At 44.5% G+C, this 19,172-nt stretch carries 18 protein-coding genes; 10 read left to right on the top strand and 8 right to left on the bottom strand.

What is annotated here, in order from left to right:
* The first annotated feature begins 15 nt into the window (after nt 1-15).
* The 6 genes from deoD (at nt 16) to BM736_RS02035 (ending at nt 6,417) form a co-directional block, all read left to right on the top strand.
* Nucleotides 16-720, top strand: coding sequence for a purine-nucleoside phosphorylase (gene deoD, locus BM736_RS02060; protein ID WP_076408035.1), 705 nt, complete (start codon nt 16-18; stop codon nt 718-720).
* Nucleotides 721-865: 145 nt separating this feature from the next.
* The gene (gene tsgA / locus BM736_RS02055; protein ID WP_143562334.1) at nt 866-2,050 is read left to right on the top strand and encodes an MFS transporter TsgA; all 1,185 of its coding nucleotides are present in this window, start codon (nt 866-868) and stop codon (nt 2,048-2,050) included.
* Nucleotides 2,051-3,202: 1,152 nt separating this feature from the next.
* Nucleotides 3,203-4,000, top strand: a complete 798-nt coding sequence (locus BM736_RS02050) for a MipA/OmpV family protein (RefSeq protein WP_076409818.1) — start codon at nt 3,203-3,205, stop codon at nt 3,998-4,000.
* A 7-nt stretch (nt 4,001-4,007) separates the two neighbouring features.
* The gene (locus BM736_RS02045) at nt 4,008-4,397 is read left to right on the top strand and encodes a DUF3019 domain-containing protein (RefSeq protein ID WP_076408031.1); all 390 of its coding nucleotides are present in this window, start codon (nt 4,008-4,010) and stop codon (nt 4,395-4,397) included.
* 1 nt (nt 4,398) lies between these two features.
* Nucleotides 4,399-5,100: a response regulator transcription factor gene (locus BM736_RS02040; protein WP_076408029.1), complete on the top strand. Its 702-nt coding sequence runs from the start codon at nt 4,399-4,401 to the stop codon at nt 5,098-5,100.
* A 24-nt stretch (nt 5,101-5,124) separates the two neighbouring features.
* Nucleotides 5,125-6,417 (top strand): ATP-binding protein, encoded by a 1,293-nt coding sequence (locus tag BM736_RS02035; RefSeq protein WP_076408027.1) that lies wholly within the window; start codon nt 5,125-5,127, stop codon nt 6,415-6,417.
* A gap of 141 nt (nt 6,418-6,558) precedes the next feature.
* On the opposite strand, the gene BM736_RS02030 is transcribed toward BM736_RS02035, so the two are convergent.
* From BM736_RS02030 to BM736_RS02015, 4 genes are all read right to left on the bottom strand, one after another.
* Entirely contained in the window at nt 6,559-7,014 is a 456-nt protein-coding gene (locus BM736_RS02030) for a hypothetical protein (protein ID WP_076408025.1), read from the bottom strand.
* 20 nt (nt 7,015-7,034) lie between these two features.
* Complete coding sequence (ompV, locus tag BM736_RS02025) at nt 7,035-7,808, bottom strand: outer membrane protein OmpV (RefSeq protein WP_076408023.1); 774 nt, start codon at nt 7,806-7,808, stop codon at nt 7,035-7,037.
* A 303-nt stretch (nt 7,809-8,111) separates the two neighbouring features.
* Nucleotides 8,112-8,786 carry a Crp/Fnr family transcriptional regulator gene (locus BM736_RS02020; RefSeq protein WP_076408021.1) on the bottom strand — a complete coding sequence of 225 codons (675 nt, stop codon included), beginning with the start codon at nt 8,784-8,786 and terminating at the stop codon, nt 8,112-8,114.
* An 86-nt stretch (nt 8,787-8,872) separates the two neighbouring features.
* Nucleotides 8,873-9,649: a helix-turn-helix transcriptional regulator gene (locus BM736_RS02015; protein WP_076408019.1), complete on the bottom strand. Its 777-nt coding sequence runs from the start codon at nt 9,647-9,649 to the stop codon at nt 8,873-8,875.
* Between the two features lie 123 nt (nt 9,650-9,772).
* Between BM736_RS02015 and BM736_RS02010 the strand changes: the two genes are divergently transcribed.
* Complete coding sequence (locus tag BM736_RS02010; RefSeq protein ID WP_076408017.1) at nt 9,773-10,915, top strand: Bcr/CflA family efflux MFS transporter; 1,143 nt, start codon at nt 9,773-9,775, stop codon at nt 10,913-10,915.
* Between the two features lie 7 nt (nt 10,916-10,922).
* On the opposite strand, the gene BM736_RS02005 is transcribed toward BM736_RS02010, so the two are convergent.
* Together BM736_RS02005 and BM736_RS02000 are read right to left on the bottom strand one after the other, a co-directional pair.
* Nucleotides 10,923-11,780, bottom strand: a complete 858-nt coding sequence (locus tag BM736_RS02005) for a GNAT family N-acetyltransferase (protein ID WP_076408015.1) — start codon at nt 11,778-11,780, stop codon at nt 10,923-10,925.
* A 211-nt stretch (nt 11,781-11,991) separates the two neighbouring features.
* Nucleotides 11,992-13,245: a hypothetical protein gene (locus tag BM736_RS02000; RefSeq protein WP_076408013.1), complete on the bottom strand. Its 1,254-nt coding sequence runs from the start codon at nt 13,243-13,245 to the stop codon at nt 11,992-11,994.
* A gap of 187 nt (nt 13,246-13,432) precedes the next feature.
* Here BM736_RS02000 and BM736_RS01995 point away from each other — a divergent pair, with 187 nt between their 5' ends.
* A complete protein-coding gene (locus tag BM736_RS01995; protein WP_076408011.1) occupies nt 13,433-14,119 on the top strand; it encodes a response regulator transcription factor in 687 nt (228 codons plus the stop codon).
* The gene (locus tag BM736_RS01990; protein WP_076408009.1) at nt 14,112-15,530 is read left to right on the top strand and encodes an ATP-binding protein; all 1,419 of its coding nucleotides are present in this window, start codon (nt 14,112-14,114) and stop codon (nt 15,528-15,530) included. The genes BM736_RS01995 and BM736_RS01990 overlap by 8 nt, the downstream gene beginning before the upstream one ends.
* 69 nt (nt 15,531-15,599) lie before the next feature.
* Here the strand turns inward: BM736_RS01990 and BM736_RS01985 are convergent, their stop codons facing one another.
* The gene (locus BM736_RS01985) at nt 15,600-16,079 is read right to left on the bottom strand and encodes a hypothetical protein (protein ID WP_076408007.1); all 480 of its coding nucleotides are present in this window, start codon (nt 16,077-16,079) and stop codon (nt 15,600-15,602) included.
* Nucleotides 16,080-16,360: 281 nt separating this feature from the next.
* Here BM736_RS01985 and BM736_RS01980 point away from each other — a divergent pair, with 281 nt between their 5' ends.
* The gene (locus BM736_RS01980) at nt 16,361-17,677 is read left to right on the top strand and encodes an O-acetylhomoserine aminocarboxypropyltransferase/cysteine synthase family protein (RefSeq protein WP_076408005.1); all 1,317 of its coding nucleotides are present in this window, start codon (nt 16,361-16,363) and stop codon (nt 17,675-17,677) included.
* Nucleotides 17,678-17,754: 77 nt separating this feature from the next.
* Here the strand turns inward: BM736_RS01980 and BM736_RS01975 are convergent, their stop codons facing one another.
* Nucleotides 17,755-19,056: a coproporphyrinogen III oxidase family protein gene (locus tag BM736_RS01975; RefSeq protein WP_076408003.1), complete on the bottom strand. Its 1,302-nt coding sequence runs from the start codon at nt 19,054-19,056 to the stop codon at nt 17,755-17,757.
* Nucleotides 19,057-19,172 lie beyond the last annotated feature (116 nt).

Here is a 19,172-nt window from a genome sequence, read left to right as displayed (position 1 = left end):
AAAGAGAGAATAAGTATGACTGCACATATCAGCGGTAACAGAGGCGACTTTGCCGAGACCATCATCATGCCGGGCGATCCCCTTCGCGCTAAATATATTGCCGAAACCTTCCTTGAAGATGCGGTAGAAGTGACCAACATTCGCAATATGCTAGGTTACACAGGGTTCTATAAAGGCCAACGCATCTCAGTCATGGGGCATGGCATGGGTATTCCCTCTATGGTGTTGTACGCTCATGAGCTGATTAATGATTTCGGTGTTAAGCGCATTATTCGTGTCGGCAGCTTAGGCGCAACCCAGAAAGATGTGAAACTGCATGATGTCATTTTAGCGCAAGCGGCAGGGACTGACTCGCCGACTAATGCTAAGCGTAGCAGCGGCTACCAGATGGCGACCTCAGCCACTTTTGATCTGCTGCATAAAGCCTTTATGGCAGCATCTGATAAAAATATCAGCGTTAAAGTGGGTAATATCTTCAGTGGTGACATGTATTACGATCCCGATGAAGACATGATCCCAGCCCTAGAGCGTTTTGGCGTGTTAGGCGTCGATATGGAAGTGGCAGGACTTTACGGCTTAGCCCATCAACAAGGTATCGAATCTTTAGCTATTTTAACTGTGTCAGATCACTGCATAACAGGCGAAGAAACAACAGCCGAGGAGCGTCAACTGTCATTTAATCAGATGATTGAATTAGCGCTAGAGACAGCTTGTAGTTAGAAGCAGATATAAAAGTGTAGATATTTCAGCTAACGCTCGCAGTAAACCCGATATCACTCATGGCAGCGACTCTTTAAAGCTAGCCCCAAAAAAAACAAATGGTGAATCGACTGCGAGCCTTTAAAACGACAACTAGGTACAGATGATGAAAAACAAAATATCCTTAACGATTTTAAGCTTCCTCGCCAACTTTATCATGGCAGGCTTTGCCACTCAGTTCGGCATGCTAATAGAGCCCATCGCCGAAAAGTTCGCAGCTAACGTCAATGAAGTCGCTTCAATCTTCTCCCTCTTAAACGGTGGTGCGCTCGCAGGTACTATCGCCGCCTTCTTCTTAATTGAGAAGATAGGGGTTAAACGTATTACGCTACTGAGTTACATAAGTATTGCGCTGAGCGCTGCAGCCCTGCACTTTACCTCATCACTCAGCGTGGTGATGATGGCCATGACTGTTATCGGTCTATGCGGTGGTATTGGTCTGTGTATTGCGGGTACGATTGTAGTATCGGTATGGAAAGACAAAATTCAGAGCACCATGCTAGTGGTTCAAGACGCTACCTTTAATGTGGCAGGTGTCGTTTTCCCGCTTATCACTACTTACGCTTTAAGCAATGCACTGTCATGGAGCTATAGTTACTTAGCCGTAGGCTTAGTGGCATTAGGTACCGCTATGATGGCACTAATGACTAACTTTGACCTTTGTGACAGACAGGGTGAAAAATCAGCTGACAAGGGTGATTTAAGCGCAGAAAAATCTGAGTGGAACTTCTCTATTATCAGTGCTGGTATTGGTCTGTTTCTGGGCATGCTAGCCCTGTATACCTTCCTCACTTGGGCACCAATGTTCGTTAAAGAGAAATTTGATATTCCATTTGAAGAAGCTGGCAACATCATTACTCAATACTGGTCAGCCGCTCTCGTTGGAGCGCTCATCTCTACCGTTATCGTATCAAGGGTTAAGATCCAGCACTTCTTGATGGGAATGATGGCTCTTGCATTTATTATCACGAGTCTAATTGTCACAACAGATAAGCTTGAGTGGATGGGTTACCTGACTTACGGTTACGGCTTTGCCTGTGCGGCCTTGTACAACGCCTTTATCGCCTACGGCGTATCTTTTGTGAAACAGGCAAGCAGTAAGAATGTCTCTTATATTCTTATCAGTGGTAGCGCTGGCGCAATGTTCAGTCCAGCCATCAGCTCAATGTTTGAATCTATTATTGGCTTACAAACGGTAATGTATGCAATACCAGTTATTTACGCCATTATTTTAGCCATGTTAGTGATATCTCGTCGCCAAACTGCAGAAAACAGTTTAGCTACAGCTTAATTTAACCATAAAAAAAACGTATAATGCGGGCAACTTTAATTTTAACAATGACAGAGATAAGCAACTGCCATGCGTAAACCTAGAACGATTAGAGTTAAAACGAGAGTACGTAAGATTAGGATGAGACGAGCGAAGAGGATCAGTTTGTTGATGATGAAGGCCAGTCAACAAGATGAGAAACAGCGAAGCTTAAACCTACAAAAAAGATAAGCCCACATTATATGAAGCCCTGGTAATTCAAACACCAGGGCTTTTTTCTTACAGCTTTTAACACACGATTTAAACTCGTTATTCAAACACGACTTTCAGATCTCCCCAATTAGGATACTCTCCCCTTTTTCCTTATCTCAGTAAGCCTGTACAGGCTCATAATAAGAGTAGGAATAGGCTTTGAAACTTAGGGTAATACCAAACAGTATAAAGATGTGGTCGCTCAGCGAGAGTTTAGCGCTGCAGAAGCAAGGCAACGAGTGAAGAGCATAGTCATTCTACGTTCTAGCTCGTTAACACAGCATCTGACGCGCTAAAACTCGCCTTTTAGGAGTGTTTTTGGCCGCCTACTTCTTCGTTGAATAGCTTCACAAGGGAATAACCATTCCATCAGCTATTCGCCTTGAATTAGTTGCCAAAAAGCACTCTGAGTAGATCACTTTCTTATACTGATTGGTATAAACAACCAAGTGCAACCTTTGTGATCACATTGTGCTATTAGTGAGCTTTTGAGCTATCTTGTTAGCATAATCACATTGCGCTGCTAGATACTTGTGGTGTATTTTAAGCTTGTTGAACCTTCAGGATATTTCAGCCTTTTATTTAGTAGGTATTAGGCGATTTTTATTAGATAGCTTTTGATTAAATAGCTTTGGCTTGAAGGCGTAAACTAGGGGGTTACCTGCTATTTGCTCTTACTATTAACAAAGCGCTAGCAGAAACACTTTGCCCCTAAAGAAATTGCTCCCATGTCGTAACGCGACTTTATAAGTCACTACGTACATAAGGAAATTATGATGCGTCAATTCAGTGGTATCTCATTGTGTTAACCCTTCTCAACAACTCAACTTTAAGTTTATTGGTGATATGAGCCGTTACTGTTGTAATTTATCCTCATCTTGGCTGAGTACCCTCTGCCTGATACTCATTCTGTCTCCGGCTATGACCTACGCTTCAGACATAGCCAGCAGCGTGGCTGGCGGTGTAGACAACCGTCTCGCAGATGGTGGCTACTTTGAATTAGGAGCAAGTGTCTACAGTGTCAACAAGGTTGATGTTAGGCAAAGCGACTATCAATCCATAGAGCCATCTTTACTGCTCAGTGGTATGTATCAATATAAAGGGCTTTTTGTTGAGATGGTGCATCAATCTCAAGATGGAATCAATCTAGGTTATAACATTTGGAATTCAGACAATTGGTCCCTAGACCTGCTATTTGCCAATCTTAAAAGCTCTTGGGCGCGTTCAGAAGAATATAATCCAGCACTGCTTAATGAAGCTGGTCGTAACGCCTATCTCATGTCTGAAGACTCCCTTTATATCGGTGCAGGCTTTCGAGCAACACGTTATTGGGGAGATCACTATGTATTCCAATATCGAATAGTGAGTGACTACTACGACGATCAAGGCATTCAAAGCTCAGCAAGGCTAGGAAAGTCTTGGCAAGTGCGTAACTGGAACTTTCACGCGCTAGCGAGTGTTGAATACTCATCGTCCACACTTAATCAGTACCTTTTTGGCGTGAGCAGTGAGGAAGCCACTGAACTCTTTCCTGAATACCAACCAGATAGCTCGTTTGGCTATGGCATTGAACTCGGTGTGGCTTATCCAATTAGCGAAAGCTTTGTGTTTCGCGCCATGTACCGAATTAACCTGCTCTCTGACGAAGTAACTGACAGTCCCTTTAATCAATCTGACTATGTGTCGTTTTTTAACGCCTCAATCAGTTATGTGTTTTAGGTGGCCTATGAGTAAGTTTTATTCATGGTTGCCGCTAATTCTGTTTGTTGCACCATCGACAGCATCTGAGCATGAGCAGACCATTATTTTTACTGCCACCCCAGAGCAGTGTGTCGCGCTACATAAAGGGCAAACTTGCTATCAAGATATCCTGTTTCAGTGGCAAACCCCCAAGGTAGGTCGTTACTGCCTTATACAGTCTAAAAGCCAACAAGAATTAACCTGTTGGGATGGTCAAGCTCTGCAGGAATATCAATATAGTTTTGAAAGCGATTCTACCACTAGCTTTAGCTTGATCCGTAATGATGAGTCGCAGCCTCTAGCAGAGGTTAAAGTTGTATTAACTTGGGTCTATAAAGCACCGAAACAAAGTCAATCTGGCTGGAGACTTTTCTAACATGTCGACACAAAAGCATATATTGGTTGTCGAAGACGATACCTCATTAGCCGAATGGATAAGTGATTATCTACTGGATCATGGGTATAGCATTACGGTGGCGAGTCAGGGCGATTACGCGTTAGCTATGATAGCTGAAGAGGAGCCAGATCTGGTATTGCTAGATGTCATGCTGCCGGTGAAAAACGGTTTTGATGTCTGCAAAGAAGCGCGGGCATTTTATCCTGGCCCAATTCTATTTATGACAGCCTGTGTAGAAGAGGGAGATGAGATCCAAGGCCTAGAAGTAGGCGCTGATGACTACTTAACTAAGCCTATTCGCCCACAAGTGATGCTCGCACGGATCAAAGCCTTATTGCGCCGGGCTACTGACGATAAAATTAAACAAGTCTTAGTATTCGACTCATTAGTACTCAACGCCGCCGCTAAATCAGTCACCATTGAGCAGCAGCCCTTAGACTTAAATGCCAACGAGTTCGACGTATTTTGGTTACTCGCACTAAAGGTCGGTACGGTTGTGAGCCGCATAGACTTGATCGCCGAGCTTCGTGGTATTGAATATGATGGTTTCGATCGCTCTGTTGATATTCGTGTTTCTCGTTTGCGTAAAAAGCTTCATGAAGCTAAAAATCAGCCCTACAAGATAAAAACGGTTCGAGGTAAAGGTTATCTATTTTGCCGCGAAGATGAATCCCAGCCATAGAATACTGATGAGCAGGCTAGCAAAATGAGAAAGTTAATCGTCTCCCTGATACTCGTGGTACTGGCCTCTATTGTCAGTTTAGGCTGGTCAATCAGTGAGTTTGCAGCCTTGCATAACCCTGATACCGACGCCCCTAGCACGAGCGAGCAGTTAACGGCCTTGAAGCTGCTGGGCGTTACCTTGGCACATAGCCTCGATGATGAAAATGCCGCTAAAAATGAGTTTATAAAAAGCTGGAATCAACACAACCCAGAGAAATTATCTCTGATTGCTGAGACTCGATTTATTTTACCCCCCTCCTTAAAGCTAGAGTTTGCTCAAGAAGGCGCTTTACTGCTCGATTCAGATGAGGGCATTTCACTGCATTACCGCTTACCTAATACCCAGCAAGTACTGAACATAAAAACACAGCTAGTCACCTCAACTGAAGATAGTTTTAACGTCAACGAGCTCTATACCATGTTGTTTTATGCCGGTGTGGTACTCATATTACTGCTATGGGTATCGCCACTGATAAGACAACTGTTGAACCTGAGCAAAGCGACTCAAGCCTTTGGTATGGGAGAGCTAAAGCAAAGGATCCCCGTCAGTAAAACCTCCTATATAGCTACAATTGAAACTGAGTTCAACCGTATGGCAGATAGGATCCAGCAGCTCGTCGATGATAATAAGCTGCTGAGCAGAGCCGTATCCCATGACTTAAAAACGCCTATCGCTCGGTTACGTTTCGGTATTGAGGCGCTTGAGGAAACCCAAAGTGAACAGCTCAGAGTTAAATACTTCCAGCGCTTAAATCGCGATCTAGATACCATGGAGGAGCTGGTCTCTACACTCTTAAGTTATGCTCGCCTTGATCAAGCCAACATTCAGCCAGAGCTACAATCGATTGAACTTAATGACTGGTTAAAACAAAAGTTGACCAGTCATGCAAATATTACCCACTCATTAGAATTTATCCCTTTTACTCAAGCCTTAACGATAAACACAGATCCTAAATACTTATCGATGCAAATCGGTAACTTACTCAGTAATGCTGAGCGTTTTGGCCAATCGAAGATCCAATTGAGTGTTGAGGTTGAAGACGGTGTAGCCTGGCTACATGTTGATGATGATGGTCAAGGTATCGATAGTGCGGAAATCGAGCAGGTAGTAAAGCCTTTCGTACGTGGGCAACAAAGTCGAGATAATGCCGGCCATGGCATGGGACTCGCCATAGTAAAACGTATTGGTCACTGGATGGGGACTGAGTTAGTGATAAGCCGCTCTGCAAAATTAGGCGGCGCACGTATGTCATTAACGTTTAAACTTAAAACTTAAAAACTCGGACTAAGCGTTTAAATAAGACGCATGATTAACGTTTAATTATAACTTTTGATTCAACATTCGCGAGAGAAAAAAGCGCCACTGATACCTATCGATATAAATAGTGACGCTTTTAAGAATGGATAGTCTGTGACTTTAGCTATCGGTAGTTAAATGGCTAAGAATATACTGAGTCTCGTAGATACGGGTACCAGAGTTAGTCGCTTTACTCTTAAGTCCAGTGACTTCAACCACAGTCGAGGTCTCTTTATCTATTGTCGAGCTGCCCCATAAAATATCACTGCTACTGCTTGCTGCGCCGAACTGTCCAACCGAATCTCGATTAGTCTGTTCATTAGTAAAGGTAAAGTAAGCAAACCCTGCTTTTTGACACAGTTCAGCTGACTTTAACATCACATATTTACGCGTCAGCGCTCTATCTGTATTGGTATTACCTACAAAGCTAATCTGCCAGCTATCCGGGGCAATCTGCATAGTTTCAAAGCCTTTACCGAACGTCCAAAAGCTTTTCTCTGTATCGTATGATGTTGCACAAGCTGACAGCATAATAGCAAGTGCCACACCGGCTGATAATTTTATCAATGATTTCATAATCTTTCCCACCTAACCTATTAGAAGCTGTAATTGATACCTAACGTCGTCGCCCATTGATTATTACTGCCAACCAGCGGCGAATCAGCCATACCTGAGCCTAAACGTGAATACCCGGTCGATTGGGTAATATCTAAATGTTCGGTAATAGGCATAACTAAGGCATACCCAACCTTGTAGGCAAATGTGCCTTCAGCCTTGTAAGCTGGACGTTTAGCGGTTTCCTCTGACTTTGATACGCCCGTGTAGTAGTTTGCATAATCTTTACTGTAGTAATGAACTCCAGCATAAGGAACGAAATCAGCAAAACCAATATTCATTGGATGGTAGTAAGTAACATCAGCTTGATAGCCGTTATAGACGCCAGTGACATCGTGCTTGAATTTACTCGATAGCGTGCCTTGACCTAAGTGGATATCGGCATTTAACCCTAAGTCACCACTGATTTTGCGATCTTTCATGCCTTTTAAGCTATCTGCATCACTGGCATCAAAGCCGGGGTTTGCCACCACAAAGGCACTAAAGTTGAACTTGCTTTCATTACTGCCAAGGAAGCGATAGTTAATACTGCTCAGATCGGCGTTAAAGTCTTCGCCATGATAACCACCGTTAACAAGAACGCCGGTTTTATGATCTTGCCCTTTATAGAATTCACTGCCGGTTATCGCACTTGCTCCAGCGAAGAACTGGCCTTGGTGGCTGTAGATATTACCATTGCGAATGTAAGTATCGCCTGCAGCTAAAGCAGAGTTAGACAGTAAGATTGCTGAGATTGCGAAACAAATTTTTTTCATGAGTGAGTCCTTTTGACATCTTTCAAATAACAGTAGGGTCACTATATTTGATCGATGTTTTAGACTCTGTATCCGAATGTAACCTGAGTACGATTAAGGTTTCACTGCAGCTTGTAATGAAACAAACCTAGGGCATGGCATTAACAGGCTAAAGTTAAGAGCTAACATAAGATGGCTACCGGACTGCGGCGCTTTACGGGGACTTCATACGGGGATGCTTCACGGGGACTTCATACGGGGATGCTTCACGGGAGTGGTTTACGGAGGTGAAGCGCATAATCTAGGCTTATTGTCACTTAGGTCTTATTCAATATAGGCTTTGAGCCCTTCAAGATCGCGGATAATGATCCCCTCCTCTTTATCCTTTTGAATTAAGCCTAACTCCTCAAGCTTCTTTACCGCTCGGCGATACACACGATCTGTCGTCGCGAATCGCTCAGCTTCTAAGTAGCACTTACTAAAGCCATCCACAGGCAGATCATTGAGGTACTGATGATAGAGGTCATATGCGATGTTGTAAGCAATCGGGTAGAGCATTCTGCGCGTTAGAATATCGACGGTATCTTGATAATCAACCGCGATGGCACTGGCAAAAAACAGCGCAAACATCGGCTTTTTAGTCAGTGCCTGTTGTAGCTTATCACCACAGATAATCTCAACTTCCACCTCATCCTCGGCAATGATATCGAGCTGGCATCGATAATCACTGAAAAACTCCATCTCCCCGAAGAGCTGTGAGTCACACATCATAGTGCCTAATTGAAAACAACGCCCATTACGGGCGGTATAGCCCATAGCGATCCGGCCCTGTTTCACTAAAATGAGCTCATCCACTTTCTGACCTTGCTGCATCAATTTTTGATGAGCTGGTACCAGCTTAGTTTCACTAATGCACTCAAGCATGATCTGTTCAATGTCATCATGCTCCTGCTCCCAAAGTGATTGAAAGCGGCCCTTAGACAGAGGTTTTAGTTGCATTAGATGTTCTCAGCGTCGGTGTTCTATAGCAATGATACAACAGAGCAAAACCAATAGTATCGAACTCAATCAAGTAATTCACAGCACTAACCGGCTTTAGACTTAATAAATTGACTCGGAGTTTCGCCAAGTTGCTGTTTAAAGAAGCTAATAAAAGCACTGTCACTGGCAAAATCTAACAAGGAAGCCAGCTGTGTAATACTCAGCCCTTCAGCTAAATACTCAATCGCGCGATGTAAACGCCATTGCTGACGCCATGCCTGATAAGCCATTCCCGTCTCTTTTATAAAGATCCGTGAAATCGTCTTCTCACTCGCACCGATTGCTAATGCCATCTTATTGAGCGCTTGAGGCTGCATATCCCCCGCCGCTACCTGAGCGACCCATACGGCCAATCTTGGATCTTTCGGTATGGTTAACTGCAACATCTCATCTGGAGCCTGTCTTAACTCATCGAAAAATAGGGCCAACACATTCGTTTGCGATTTAGCTGGCATCTGCCAATCCCAATAGGATATCCGCTCAATTAACTGTTTAAAAAGCGGATTTACTGCAATCACTTTAAGCTCTTCGGGTAAGCTGCCTAACCTCTGAGTATCAAAATACAAAGAGCGATACGCCACCACATTACGCATCTTGGCACTGTGCTTTTGCCCCGCTGGGATCCACATCGCCCGTGTTGGCGGCAATATACATTGCGATCCTTCAGTTGTGACCGTTATACAGCCTTGAGCAGAATACAGCAGCTGCGCTTTACGATGGGTGTGCATCCCAGAATCATGTAGGCCCAGTTCCGCGGCAATACCAACAACCTGAGCATCGATGTTATCAGCATCAAACTGACTGGTGTGATCGATTAGCATCTGTCCGACTTTTGATGTTTTATGTTCTTATCATTGTAACTGGACATTCAGTCAATCTCTATACTCCTCCTCATTCGCCGCCACCTTGGCCGGTAAAGCGTATTGATAATAGAGAGAGGCAAGATGAAAGCAAAACCCCATATAGGCTTAATCGCCATATTAATGATGTTCCCGCAAATAGTTGAAACCATATATAGCCCAGCGCTTCCCCATATTGCCCAAGCGTTTGAAGTTAGCAGCCAATTGGCTTCACAAACACTCTCAGTGTACTTCATCGCATTTGCTTTAGGCGTCGTGTTCTGGGGCAGAGCGGCAGATACCTTTGGCCGCCGTCCCGCTATGATAGCAGGGCTGTTAACCTATGGTATTGGCTCTATCATTGCCCTTTTGGCAAACAGCTTTGAGCTGTTACTTTTAGCCCGTGTGATTTCCGCATTTGGTGCAGCCACAGGCTCGGTTGTCACCCAGACCATATTACGAGACAGTTTTGATAGCACAGAGCTGGCCAAGATGTTCTCACTGATGGCGATGGGGTTATCGCTTAGCCCTATCATTGGCTTGATGGCAGGTGGCACATTGGCACGCTTTTTAGGTCACACAGGGATATTTACCTTGCTGCTGATACTGGCGCTGGTGTTACTCGCTATGACTATCCGCTCACTTGCAGAGACGAAGCCGGATAAGCAGCCAAATATTAAACTCACAGCATTAGCCTTAAGAATGTGTCGTGACAGCAAAATCTGGCAAAGCGCTGCAATGGTTGCACTGTTTAATTTGATGCTATTTAGCTACTACTCATTAGGCCCATTTCTATTTACTAAGCTTGGGTTTACCTCTTTGGAGTTCGGATACAGTGGCCTAGTGTTGGCTGTCGGAGCTTTCATAGGCAGCTATATCAATACTGCTTTATTGTCTAAAGGCTTACAGCCACAACAACTGACAAAACTGGCGGCTATGATTGCGCTCTTAAGCGCTATTGGTATCTGTTTAATTGGAGAGCAACTACTCTTCTTACTGCCCATGTTAGGCATTGTCATCAGTTTTGGGGTGGCTATTCCCAATACGCTAAGTCAGGCATTAACTGATTATAAAGAGGTTGCAGGCAGCGCTGGTGCCCTATTAGGCTTGTGCTACTACCTGCTTTTAGGCGCCGGGCTTGTCCTCGCCGGACATGTGCAGCATCTTGGCCTAGTACTGTTAGCAAGCGCACTGCTCGCCTGCTTACTCAGCCTAAAAAGCGTATCCCGGAGCCTACCTGCTACGTAGGTATGACTTAACCTAGTTCAAACGTTGTGATGCCAAATATCTTATGGTTATCGATATCTGGCATCCCTTTTTGATACATGCGCGCAGTAGAGAACACCACCGCCATAGCTTCATGTTCGGCCAAGTCGATAGCTGCGGGGTTATTCTCGGGCACATCAAGAATGATAGTTTCGCCTTTTATATCTGACTGGGCCTGATTCAATAACTGGTAGGCAATATCAGCATTATCAGCAAATAGCGGCCCAACTTTATAGCCTTCGACGCAGCGGCGCCTGACCAGATAACCCAGTACTTTCCCCTCTTGGCGATACATTAAGGTCAAACCTTGTTCTTGTGTCATCCACGTCTTGAGAAACTCCTCACGCTTGGCAGGAAAGCAGCGGCGATCATAAGCATATAAGTCTTCAAGTGAGGCACTTGAATCCTTATCTATGACAGAGATCCACTCAATCGACTGGGGGACGTAGGCCGCCACTTTTTGATATCGATAATTCTGATAGAAAGGCACATAACCGATACGCTGATATATCTCGACATTCTCAAGTACACCATCGATACCGATATTTCGCTCACCACAATAGGCTAATCTGTGTTTTGTCAGCGCTAAGCCATACCCCTTGCCTCTATGCTCAGGTGCAACAATATACAGGCCACAAAAAGCATAACGGCTATCGTAGCTTACCGCGCTGCCCACAGCGACAATCTCGCCATCGAGTTCACCGACAAAAAAGCCACTGGGATCGGCTTGATAAAACAGCGCTGCATCATTAAGGCCTGGATTCCATCCCTCTTTTTCAGCCCAACTGACTGCTAATACCAGCTCATCGGCGGTCATGTTTCGTATCACAAGCTTTGCTGCTGTCATCTGTCTCTCCTTTTACATGCAATGACGTTATATTATCTGGCGGAAGCTGCGGCAACTTAACTGAGCTGATTTAGTACTACTTGTCTCTAGCTTATTTAGGGCTAAGTTGTTCTCCCCCTTCTCTTCCTGCCAATGTCATCCCGCTTATTTCTTCCAATTAAGTCTTCCAATTCCCCCTCAAACTAACATCGGGCTCAATAAAAAGTACAGACTAAAGCTCGATTGTAGTATCACTAAAGCCAGCTTGCTCTATATTGATGACACGATTAACGCCATCTCTGTTATCGACCATATCTGAAATAAGTGTCGAGCCATCAGTTTGCTTATTTATGTCATATTCAGATGAGCGGCCACTAAAAAAAACGATATTTTTTGCTGTATTTCCCGTCACCTTATTATCTAAGCCGTTAACGATAACATTGCTCTTGTTATCACCAGTTAAGGTGACACTTTTTAGATACTGGGCATGGTGGGTATAGCCTAGGCTTGAATTAAACCTTAAGCTAAAATCTCCCTCAAAGCTTTCATCTATTCGAGCATCATAGGTCAGGTAGGGGTGAAAGTACTTATTATCCATCAAAACTGAACCCAGTGGGTCTTCACTGATGACCTCAGCTCGGGTTTTAGCGACATAACCTCCCCACATGCCATGGGTTTCACTGCCAGTCCATGCCCCCCAAAGGCCATAATATGAATCGATAACTGAGGCTAAATACTCCTGAGTCAAACTATTTTCTGCAGTTAACTCGGTGATCCAATCAGGCGATGCTATTCCCCACAATTTATCATTAAGCGCCGTTATCTGAGCACTACGGATCTCAGCCTGATAATCGGCTAATGCACCAATAAACTCAGCGTTTTGGTCGACGCCGATGCCATAGTCATGGACCAAATGCAGGATCTCCTCAAAACTTGCATCACGATGGCCATCGAAGGTTTGATTGATATACCAGCTTCCCCCCTCAACCTGAATTTCATTCTGATACAGTGGCTGACCATCTAACTCTGAAGCTGGATTCGTGCCATCATCTTCACCATTGAGTAACAGAAGAATAGCGCCGTTATCCGCCATCTTATTCGAAACAGCCGATTTATCACTGCCATATTCAGAACCTGGATAGTCGGTAAGATAGTGAGTCAAGATAGAGCGTGCCCTGACGATTTGATTATCGGACAATTTATCCTGTGCGATAAGATGAATCGGCTTACCATTAGCGGCCATCACTTGGGTGTAACGGTTAAATTTAAGCGCTGAGGTGTAGGTCGCCGACAGAGAGTCCGGCACACTGGTGATATTCAAAGCTAAGGTGGCAGCCGAATGACCGTTTGCAGAGCCAGATCCTGAGCCACCACCTGTTGAACCATTAGGCCCAGGCACTGTTTGAGTGCTTGAAGAGTCTGAATTACATGCCACAAGCAGTACTAAACTTGTTACAAGCAGACTTGCCAATAATACTTTATTCATCATATTTCCCCGAAATCATCTGTGGGATTAAAATTACCATGGGATAAAAGTGTAAAGAGTAAGCGGCGGTAAGCTATGGCAAAGGGAATGTAAGCGGGTGTAAGCGCACTATGATTAATGATGAGAGTCTGTAAAAATAAGCGCTGTAACATGAGTCATCAAGATAAAACTAACACTAGGAAATCCAGTGACAAAAGCACGCATATTGATTATTGAAGATGACCTAGAGATCTCGCGATTGACCGCCATGTATCTAGAGTCGGAAAACTACGACACTAAAGTTATCAATGACGGCCTACTCGCAGTCGATACCATTAAAAGCTATAAGCCAGATCTAGTCATACTGGATCTTATGTTGCCTGGGCTCGATGGTATCGAGATCTGTAAACAGTGCCGCACTTTTTATTTTGGGCCTATTCTGGTTCAAACCGCCTGCGCCGATGATATGAGCGAAGTGAGTCTGCTAAAGCTTGGCGCCGATGATTATCTCACAAAGCCTATACGCCCTCATGTGATGGTGGCGCGCATCGACGCACTCCTAAGACGTGTTGGTAACAAGTCGCCAGACACGACAATGATAACAGTAGGCTTACTCAGACTAGACACCGCGAGCAGAGAGGTCAGCCTAGGGGAGATAAAGCCAGTACTGACAGAAGCGGAATATGACATTTTACTTTTGCTAGCCTCAAACCCTGGAATAACAGTCTCCAGAGATGATTGCTGTCGCTCATTACGCGGCATTGACTACGATGCCAATGACAGATCTGTCGATATGCGAATTTCGGGTTTAAGAAAAAAACTTGGTGATATCAGTCCACCTTATCAACTGATCTTAACCGTACGTAACAAGGGATATATGTTAGTTAATGGCTAGATTTACTCCCCCCTTATTCGCCCGCCTCTATCTAGGCATTATCATTGCGATAGTAAGCAGCATAGTGTTGACGTTATATGTCAGCGATGAGTCAATCACTAAGAGTGATATGGCAAACTTTAACGCAGAAACCAGTTATATCTTCGATGAAGTTTCAAGATCCATAGCAACCTATGGTGTAGAGCCTGAGCGCTATATTCAGTCTCTCCCAAAAAACTTACTCGCGTTCAATATTCAGTGGCAACCCGTCTGGGATGGCGCGCCGCAATGTGCAACCTGTGAATATTTATACACCATAAATAACAGCAAACTTTATGAAGATGAATATGGCGTTTTACTCGCTGCTTACCCATTAGCAAATACTAAAGGTGCGATACTCATTAGCGATCAAAATCTTGATATCAATATGGTTGAAATAACCAATGATGAAGAGTTCAATGATGACGTAAATATAGAAAACTTAGCCAGTTTATGGCAACAACACCCCGAAGACTTACTCCCCTTGATACTGCTATTTGTCGCTATATTAGCCATAAGTGCCCCGCTTTACTTTCCGATCCGCCAGTTACAAAAGCAGATAAACCAACTTATCGACACCAACGAGCGATTTGGCCGCGGCGAGTTAATGGTACGCGCCTCCTCTACACTCACTAAACCTGTAAGCTCTTTAGCAACAAGCTTTAATCAGATGGCAGAATCAATCACAGAAACCGTAAAAGAGAATCAAATATTCGCACAGGCTGTGCCCCATGAGATGCGTACGCCTTTGAGCCGTATACAACTGGCCACAGGGCTATTACGCAAGAGCAACACGGAGCCACAACAAGTGGCCTTACTCGATAATATTGACACCTATATAGATGATATCGATGAGCTCACGAAGCAAGTACTGACTTTTTCTAAACTCAATGCCGCCCACAGTGCTGACAAGTTAGCCGGCGACTTAGCAGGCAAGCAGGTTATTCATCTCGAAACCTATTTTGACGAGCGTATCACCCAGTTAAACCAAGAGCAGTCCAAGCAAGTGATTCTCTATTGTCATCAACAAGCGCTAGAATGCGATCCCGCTTATCTAAGACTACTGTTTGATAATTTAGTAAAAAATGCCATCAGGTATGCCAGATCCACAGTCATCATCTCGGTTGAGACTAAACAAGGGCTAGATGCCAATAGCCAGCTAATCATTACCGTGGATGATGATGGACCCGGCATTGCCGAGGAAGATTTCGACACCATCTTTATCCCGTTCTCGCGGTTAGATAAGAGCCGTAATCAAAAAAGTGGTGGTTTAGGGCTGGGGCTGGCTATAGCCAAATCTGCAACTAAACGCCTGTCCGGAAAGTTAACGGTAAGCCGAAACTCGGCAGGAGGAGCCCGCTTTTGTTGCTTGCTTCATTCATACAAAAGTTAAACACTAAGCTATGAATTTAGCATTCTGATGATAAAACCAAATCAAGTGTGCTGGACTTAACAGAAAAACCTAAGCGTTCATTAACGCTTCCTTTTTCTCCTGCTCTAGTTTCTGATTAATGAGATCAGAGACTTGAGCCGATAGCACAGCGATTTGTGATTGCAGATCTTTACGTTTTTTCTCTCCAGCTTCTGTCTTATCACTCTCTAGTGATTTTAACTCCGCCTTTAGCTCTTCAACTTTTTCTTTCAAGGCTTTAATCAACTCATCAATCTTTTTCTTAGGCGAGCCAGACTCTTCTGCCGCTGCTGCATCCGCTTGAGCGTTAACTTGAGATGATTGAGCGTGCAGCTTACTGCCATTATCAGACGCTAGCGCATCTCTGCCCGCTTTTGAGATCTGTACCTTTTCTCCGTCTGCATGTGAACCTACAGCTTTGCTTGCTTGGCTCTCACTTGAGGCTGACATGCTATTGGCAGACTTTACATCTAGCTTGCTAAAGTCACCACCGGAGGCAGGGTTATACTTATTCACGCCAATAACATTCATATCAGTACCTTTAAGTTGTGCAGCAGCAAAGTTGCACCAGTAAAACCAGCAACACTTGTATCAATACTTATCGGCCAAAGCGATGTTTACCTTATTTAATAAATATAAACCGACACTTAAACATCCATTTGTGTGAGACCCGTCACATTACAATGACTGCAAAACCATGATGACCCACACCAAAAGACTATTCGTGACCTTTAAAGCAATAAACACTTAGACTTCTAGACGGCTACTTGTTATGTTCAAGTTTCACACAAAATGGATAAGGAAGAGATCCGATGAAACTTGAATCACTGGCACTACACCATGGATATAAATCAGAAGAGACAACTAAAGCAGCTGCGGTTCCCATCTATCAAACCACTTCCTATACCTTCGACGACACCCAGCACGGCGCCGATCTGTTCGATCTAAAAGTGCCAGGTAACATCTACACCCGCATTATGAACCCAACCACAGATGTACTTGAGCAACGACTAGCGGCAATTGAGGGCGGCATCGGTGCATTGGCAGTATCTTCTGGTATGGCTGCAATCACCTATGCAATTCAAGCCCTGACGCAAGTAGGCGATAACATTGTCAGTACCAGCCAGCTCTATGGTGGCACCTATAACTTGTTTGCCCATACCTTACCTCGCCAAGGCGTTGATGTGCGTATGGCCGCATTTGATGACTTTGCAGGATTAGAGGCACATATAGATGACAACACTAAGGCACTGTTTTGTGAGTCAATCGGTAATCCAGCGGGCAATATCGTCGACCTAGAACGCTTAGCAGAGATAGCGCATAAACATGGCGTGCCACTGATTGTCGATAATACGGTGGCAACCCCTGTGCTGTGTAAGCCATTTGAGTTTGGCGCGGATATCGTGGTGCACTCTCTGACGAAGTACATTGGCGGTCATGGCACCACCATAGGCGGCGCGATTATCGACTCAGGTAAATTTGACTGGGCAGCTCAGCCCAAGCGTTTTGCATTACTGAACGAGCCCGACCCTTCCTATCATGGCGTGGTCTACACAGATGCTTTTGGCCCAGCAGCCTTTATTGGTCGTTGCCGCGTAGTGCCGCTTCGCAATACTGGCGCAGCGCTAGCCCCGCAAAGTGCCTTCTTACTGCTACAAGGATTAGAGACGTTAGCGTTAAGAATGGAGCGCCACTGCAGTAATGCCTTAGCTTTAGCAGAGTTCTTAGCAGAGCACCCAAAAGTCAGTTGGGTAAACTATGGCGCACTCGCAAACAGCCCCTATCAGGATAATTGCCACAAGATAACTGGCGGTAAAGCATCGGGTATAATCAGCTTTGGTATTAATAGCAGTGCTGACTCAGGCGCTAAAACAGGCTCTACAAAAGAGTCAGATGCAAAAGCCGTCGGTGGCCGTTTTATCGATGCGCTGCAGATGATCTTACGTCTTGTCAATATCGGCGATGCTAAATCCCTCGCCTGTCATCCAGCATCAACAACACACAGACAACTCGATAGTGATGAACTGGCAAAGGCTGGTGTGTCTGAAGACTTAATTCGTATTTCAGTGGGTATCGAGCATATCGACGATATTATTAATGATGTGTCTCAGGCACTCGATAAAGCGTAATTATCGTTAGCTCACACAAGATAGTTCACACTAAAAATGGCTAACCTAGTTTCAGGTTAGCCATTTTTTTTTACCTCTTAGGCTGTTCTCATGCTGGTTAATGGCAGCTCTCGTGCCTGCTCTCTGAGATAGTCCATACCACTCAAAAAGCCAGTAAACATCTTCAGGGCGATAAATTGTCCCTGCTCAGTGGTGTGGTAGTTATCTCCACGCTTGACTACAGCACCTGATGCCAGCAAAAAGCTCATCTCCAGCGGCAAAGCCTGCCACAGTGAACGCCCGGTATGCGCTTTAAAGACTTGGTTATCTAGATGACCATGTCCCATCATTATCATCAAATGATGTTGATTCAATGCGTTATTTCCAAGGGATTTAACGTAACAGGTCCCCGATAGGGTTTGCTCAATGAGCCGGGTATAATCGGCAATATCGAAACTTGATATGCGAAACTGCTCGCCAAAACGCCCAAAAGCCCCAGAACCGACACCGAGGCAATCTTCGCCATCGAGTACATACTTGTTTTGTACTGGTTGACCAAAATTACGACTAAAGGTCCAAGGGAACTCCATCACATAGCGCTCCGATAATGCCTGTTTAACGGCTAAAAACTGCGGCCAGAGTTCATGTGGTTCACCTGCTAAACAACCCGCTTTTTTGCGGTTTTTCCCGATGCCAATCGTCAATGGATAGGTGGTAATTTGATCTGGATTGAGCGCCATGGTTTGTCTTAAATCTTGAGTCACTGAGTCTACAGTTTGAACCTTAAAACCATACATCATGTCTACATTGACGGTTGGAAACAGCTCGATGGCGCGACTGACATATTCAGCCTGCTGCAGACCTGAGCCAAACTTCTCAAATCGGCCCGTACTTTTGAGTATCACATCATCAAAGCTTTGCACACCGATAGACATGCGATCCACCAAACCATTGAGCAACTCTGGATTGCCTTCACTAAAATAGATGGGATCGCTCTCACAGGACACTTCACGGATAGTGGTCAGACTTTTGATAAGCTCTATGGTCTTAATCAACTCATCTTCAAGAATGGTTGTCGTGCCGCCCCCAATATAAACACGATTAAATCGGTAACCTCTGTCGATCACCTCGCGTATCTCCTGCCTCAATGCCTGAAAATACTCTCTAGCGAGCGTCTCTTGATATTTAACCTTATGAAATGAACAGAATCGGCATAACGTGTGACAAAAAGGGATATGAATATACAAGGTTTCTATGGGGCGCTCTGGAATACTGCTGTGCCCAGAGACAATAGGCGTGGCATCTTGCAATGAAAGTGATTGTTTAATGCTGTAATTTATCATCCAATCTAGGCTATCTGTGGCCAGATATAAACGAGCCTTTGAAAAAGAGTACTTCATCTTTGAATACCTTTGGGCCTATGCCAGCTGTCACAAACAGCGCTTGATGAGGGCATAGGCTATTGATACCAGTTCCATTAAACATGTGATCTATTCAGAGCTTTCTCAGAGCTTTC

This window comes from Shewanella sp. UCD-KL12 (assembly GCF_001957125.1).
Lineage (GTDB): Bacteria > Pseudomonadota > Gammaproteobacteria > Enterobacterales > Shewanellaceae > Shewanella.
The sequence above is the reverse complement of the archived record's forward strand: the minus strand, read 5'-3'. Positions and strand labels throughout refer to the sequence as shown.

Coding starts and splice junctions, on each gene's coding strand:
- deoD (WP_076408035.1), top strand. CDS start 16: ATGACTGCACATATCAGCGGTAACAGAGGCGACTTTGCCGAGACCATC.
- tsgA (WP_143562334.1), top strand. CDS start 866: ATGAAAAACAAAATATCCTTAACGATTTTAAGCTTCCTCGCCAACTTT.
- BM736_RS02050 (WP_076409818.1), top strand. CDS start 3,203: ATGACCTACGCTTCAGACATAGCCAGCAGCGTGGCTGGCGGTGTAGAC.
- BM736_RS02045 (WP_076408031.1), top strand. CDS start 4,008: ATGAGTAAGTTTTATTCATGGTTGCCGCTAATTCTGTTTGTTGCACCA.
- BM736_RS02040 (WP_076408029.1), top strand. CDS start 4,399: ATGTCGACACAAAAGCATATATTGGTTGTCGAAGACGATACCTCATTA.
- BM736_RS02035 (WP_076408027.1), top strand. CDS start 5,125: ATGAGAAAGTTAATCGTCTCCCTGATACTCGTGGTACTGGCCTCTATT.
- BM736_RS02030 (WP_076408025.1), bottom strand. CDS start 7,014: ATGAAATCATTGATAAAATTATCAGCCGGTGTGGCACTTGCTATTATG.
- ompV (WP_076408023.1), bottom strand. CDS start 7,808: ATGAAAAAAATTTGTTTCGCAATCTCAGCAATCTTACTGTCTAACTCT.
- BM736_RS02020 (WP_076408021.1), bottom strand. CDS start 8,786: ATGCAACTAAAACCTCTGTCTAAGGGCCGCTTTCAATCACTTTGGGAG.
- BM736_RS02015 (WP_076408019.1), bottom strand. CDS start 9,649: ATGCTAATCGATCACACCAGTCAGTTTGATGCTGATAACATCGATGCT.
- BM736_RS02010 (WP_076408017.1), top strand. CDS start 9,773: ATGAAAGCAAAACCCCATATAGGCTTAATCGCCATATTAATGATGTTC.
- BM736_RS02005 (WP_076408015.1), bottom strand. CDS start 11,780: ATGACAGCAGCAAAGCTTGTGATACGAAACATGACCGCCGATGAGCTG.
- BM736_RS02000 (WP_076408013.1), bottom strand. CDS start 13,245: ATGAATAAAGTATTATTGGCAAGTCTGCTTGTAACAAGTTTAGTACTG.
- BM736_RS01990 (WP_076408009.1), top strand. CDS start 14,112: ATGGCTAGATTTACTCCCCCCTTATTCGCCCGCCTCTATCTAGGCATT.
- BM736_RS01985 (WP_076408007.1), bottom strand. CDS start 16,079: ATGAATGTTATTGGCGTGAATAAGTATAACCCTGCCTCCGGTGGTGAC.
- BM736_RS01980 (WP_076408005.1), top strand. CDS start 16,361: ATGAAACTTGAATCACTGGCACTACACCATGGATATAAATCAGAAGAG.
- BM736_RS01975 (WP_076408003.1), bottom strand. CDS start 19,056: ATGAAGTACTCTTTTTCAAAGGCTCGTTTATATCTGGCCACAGATAGC.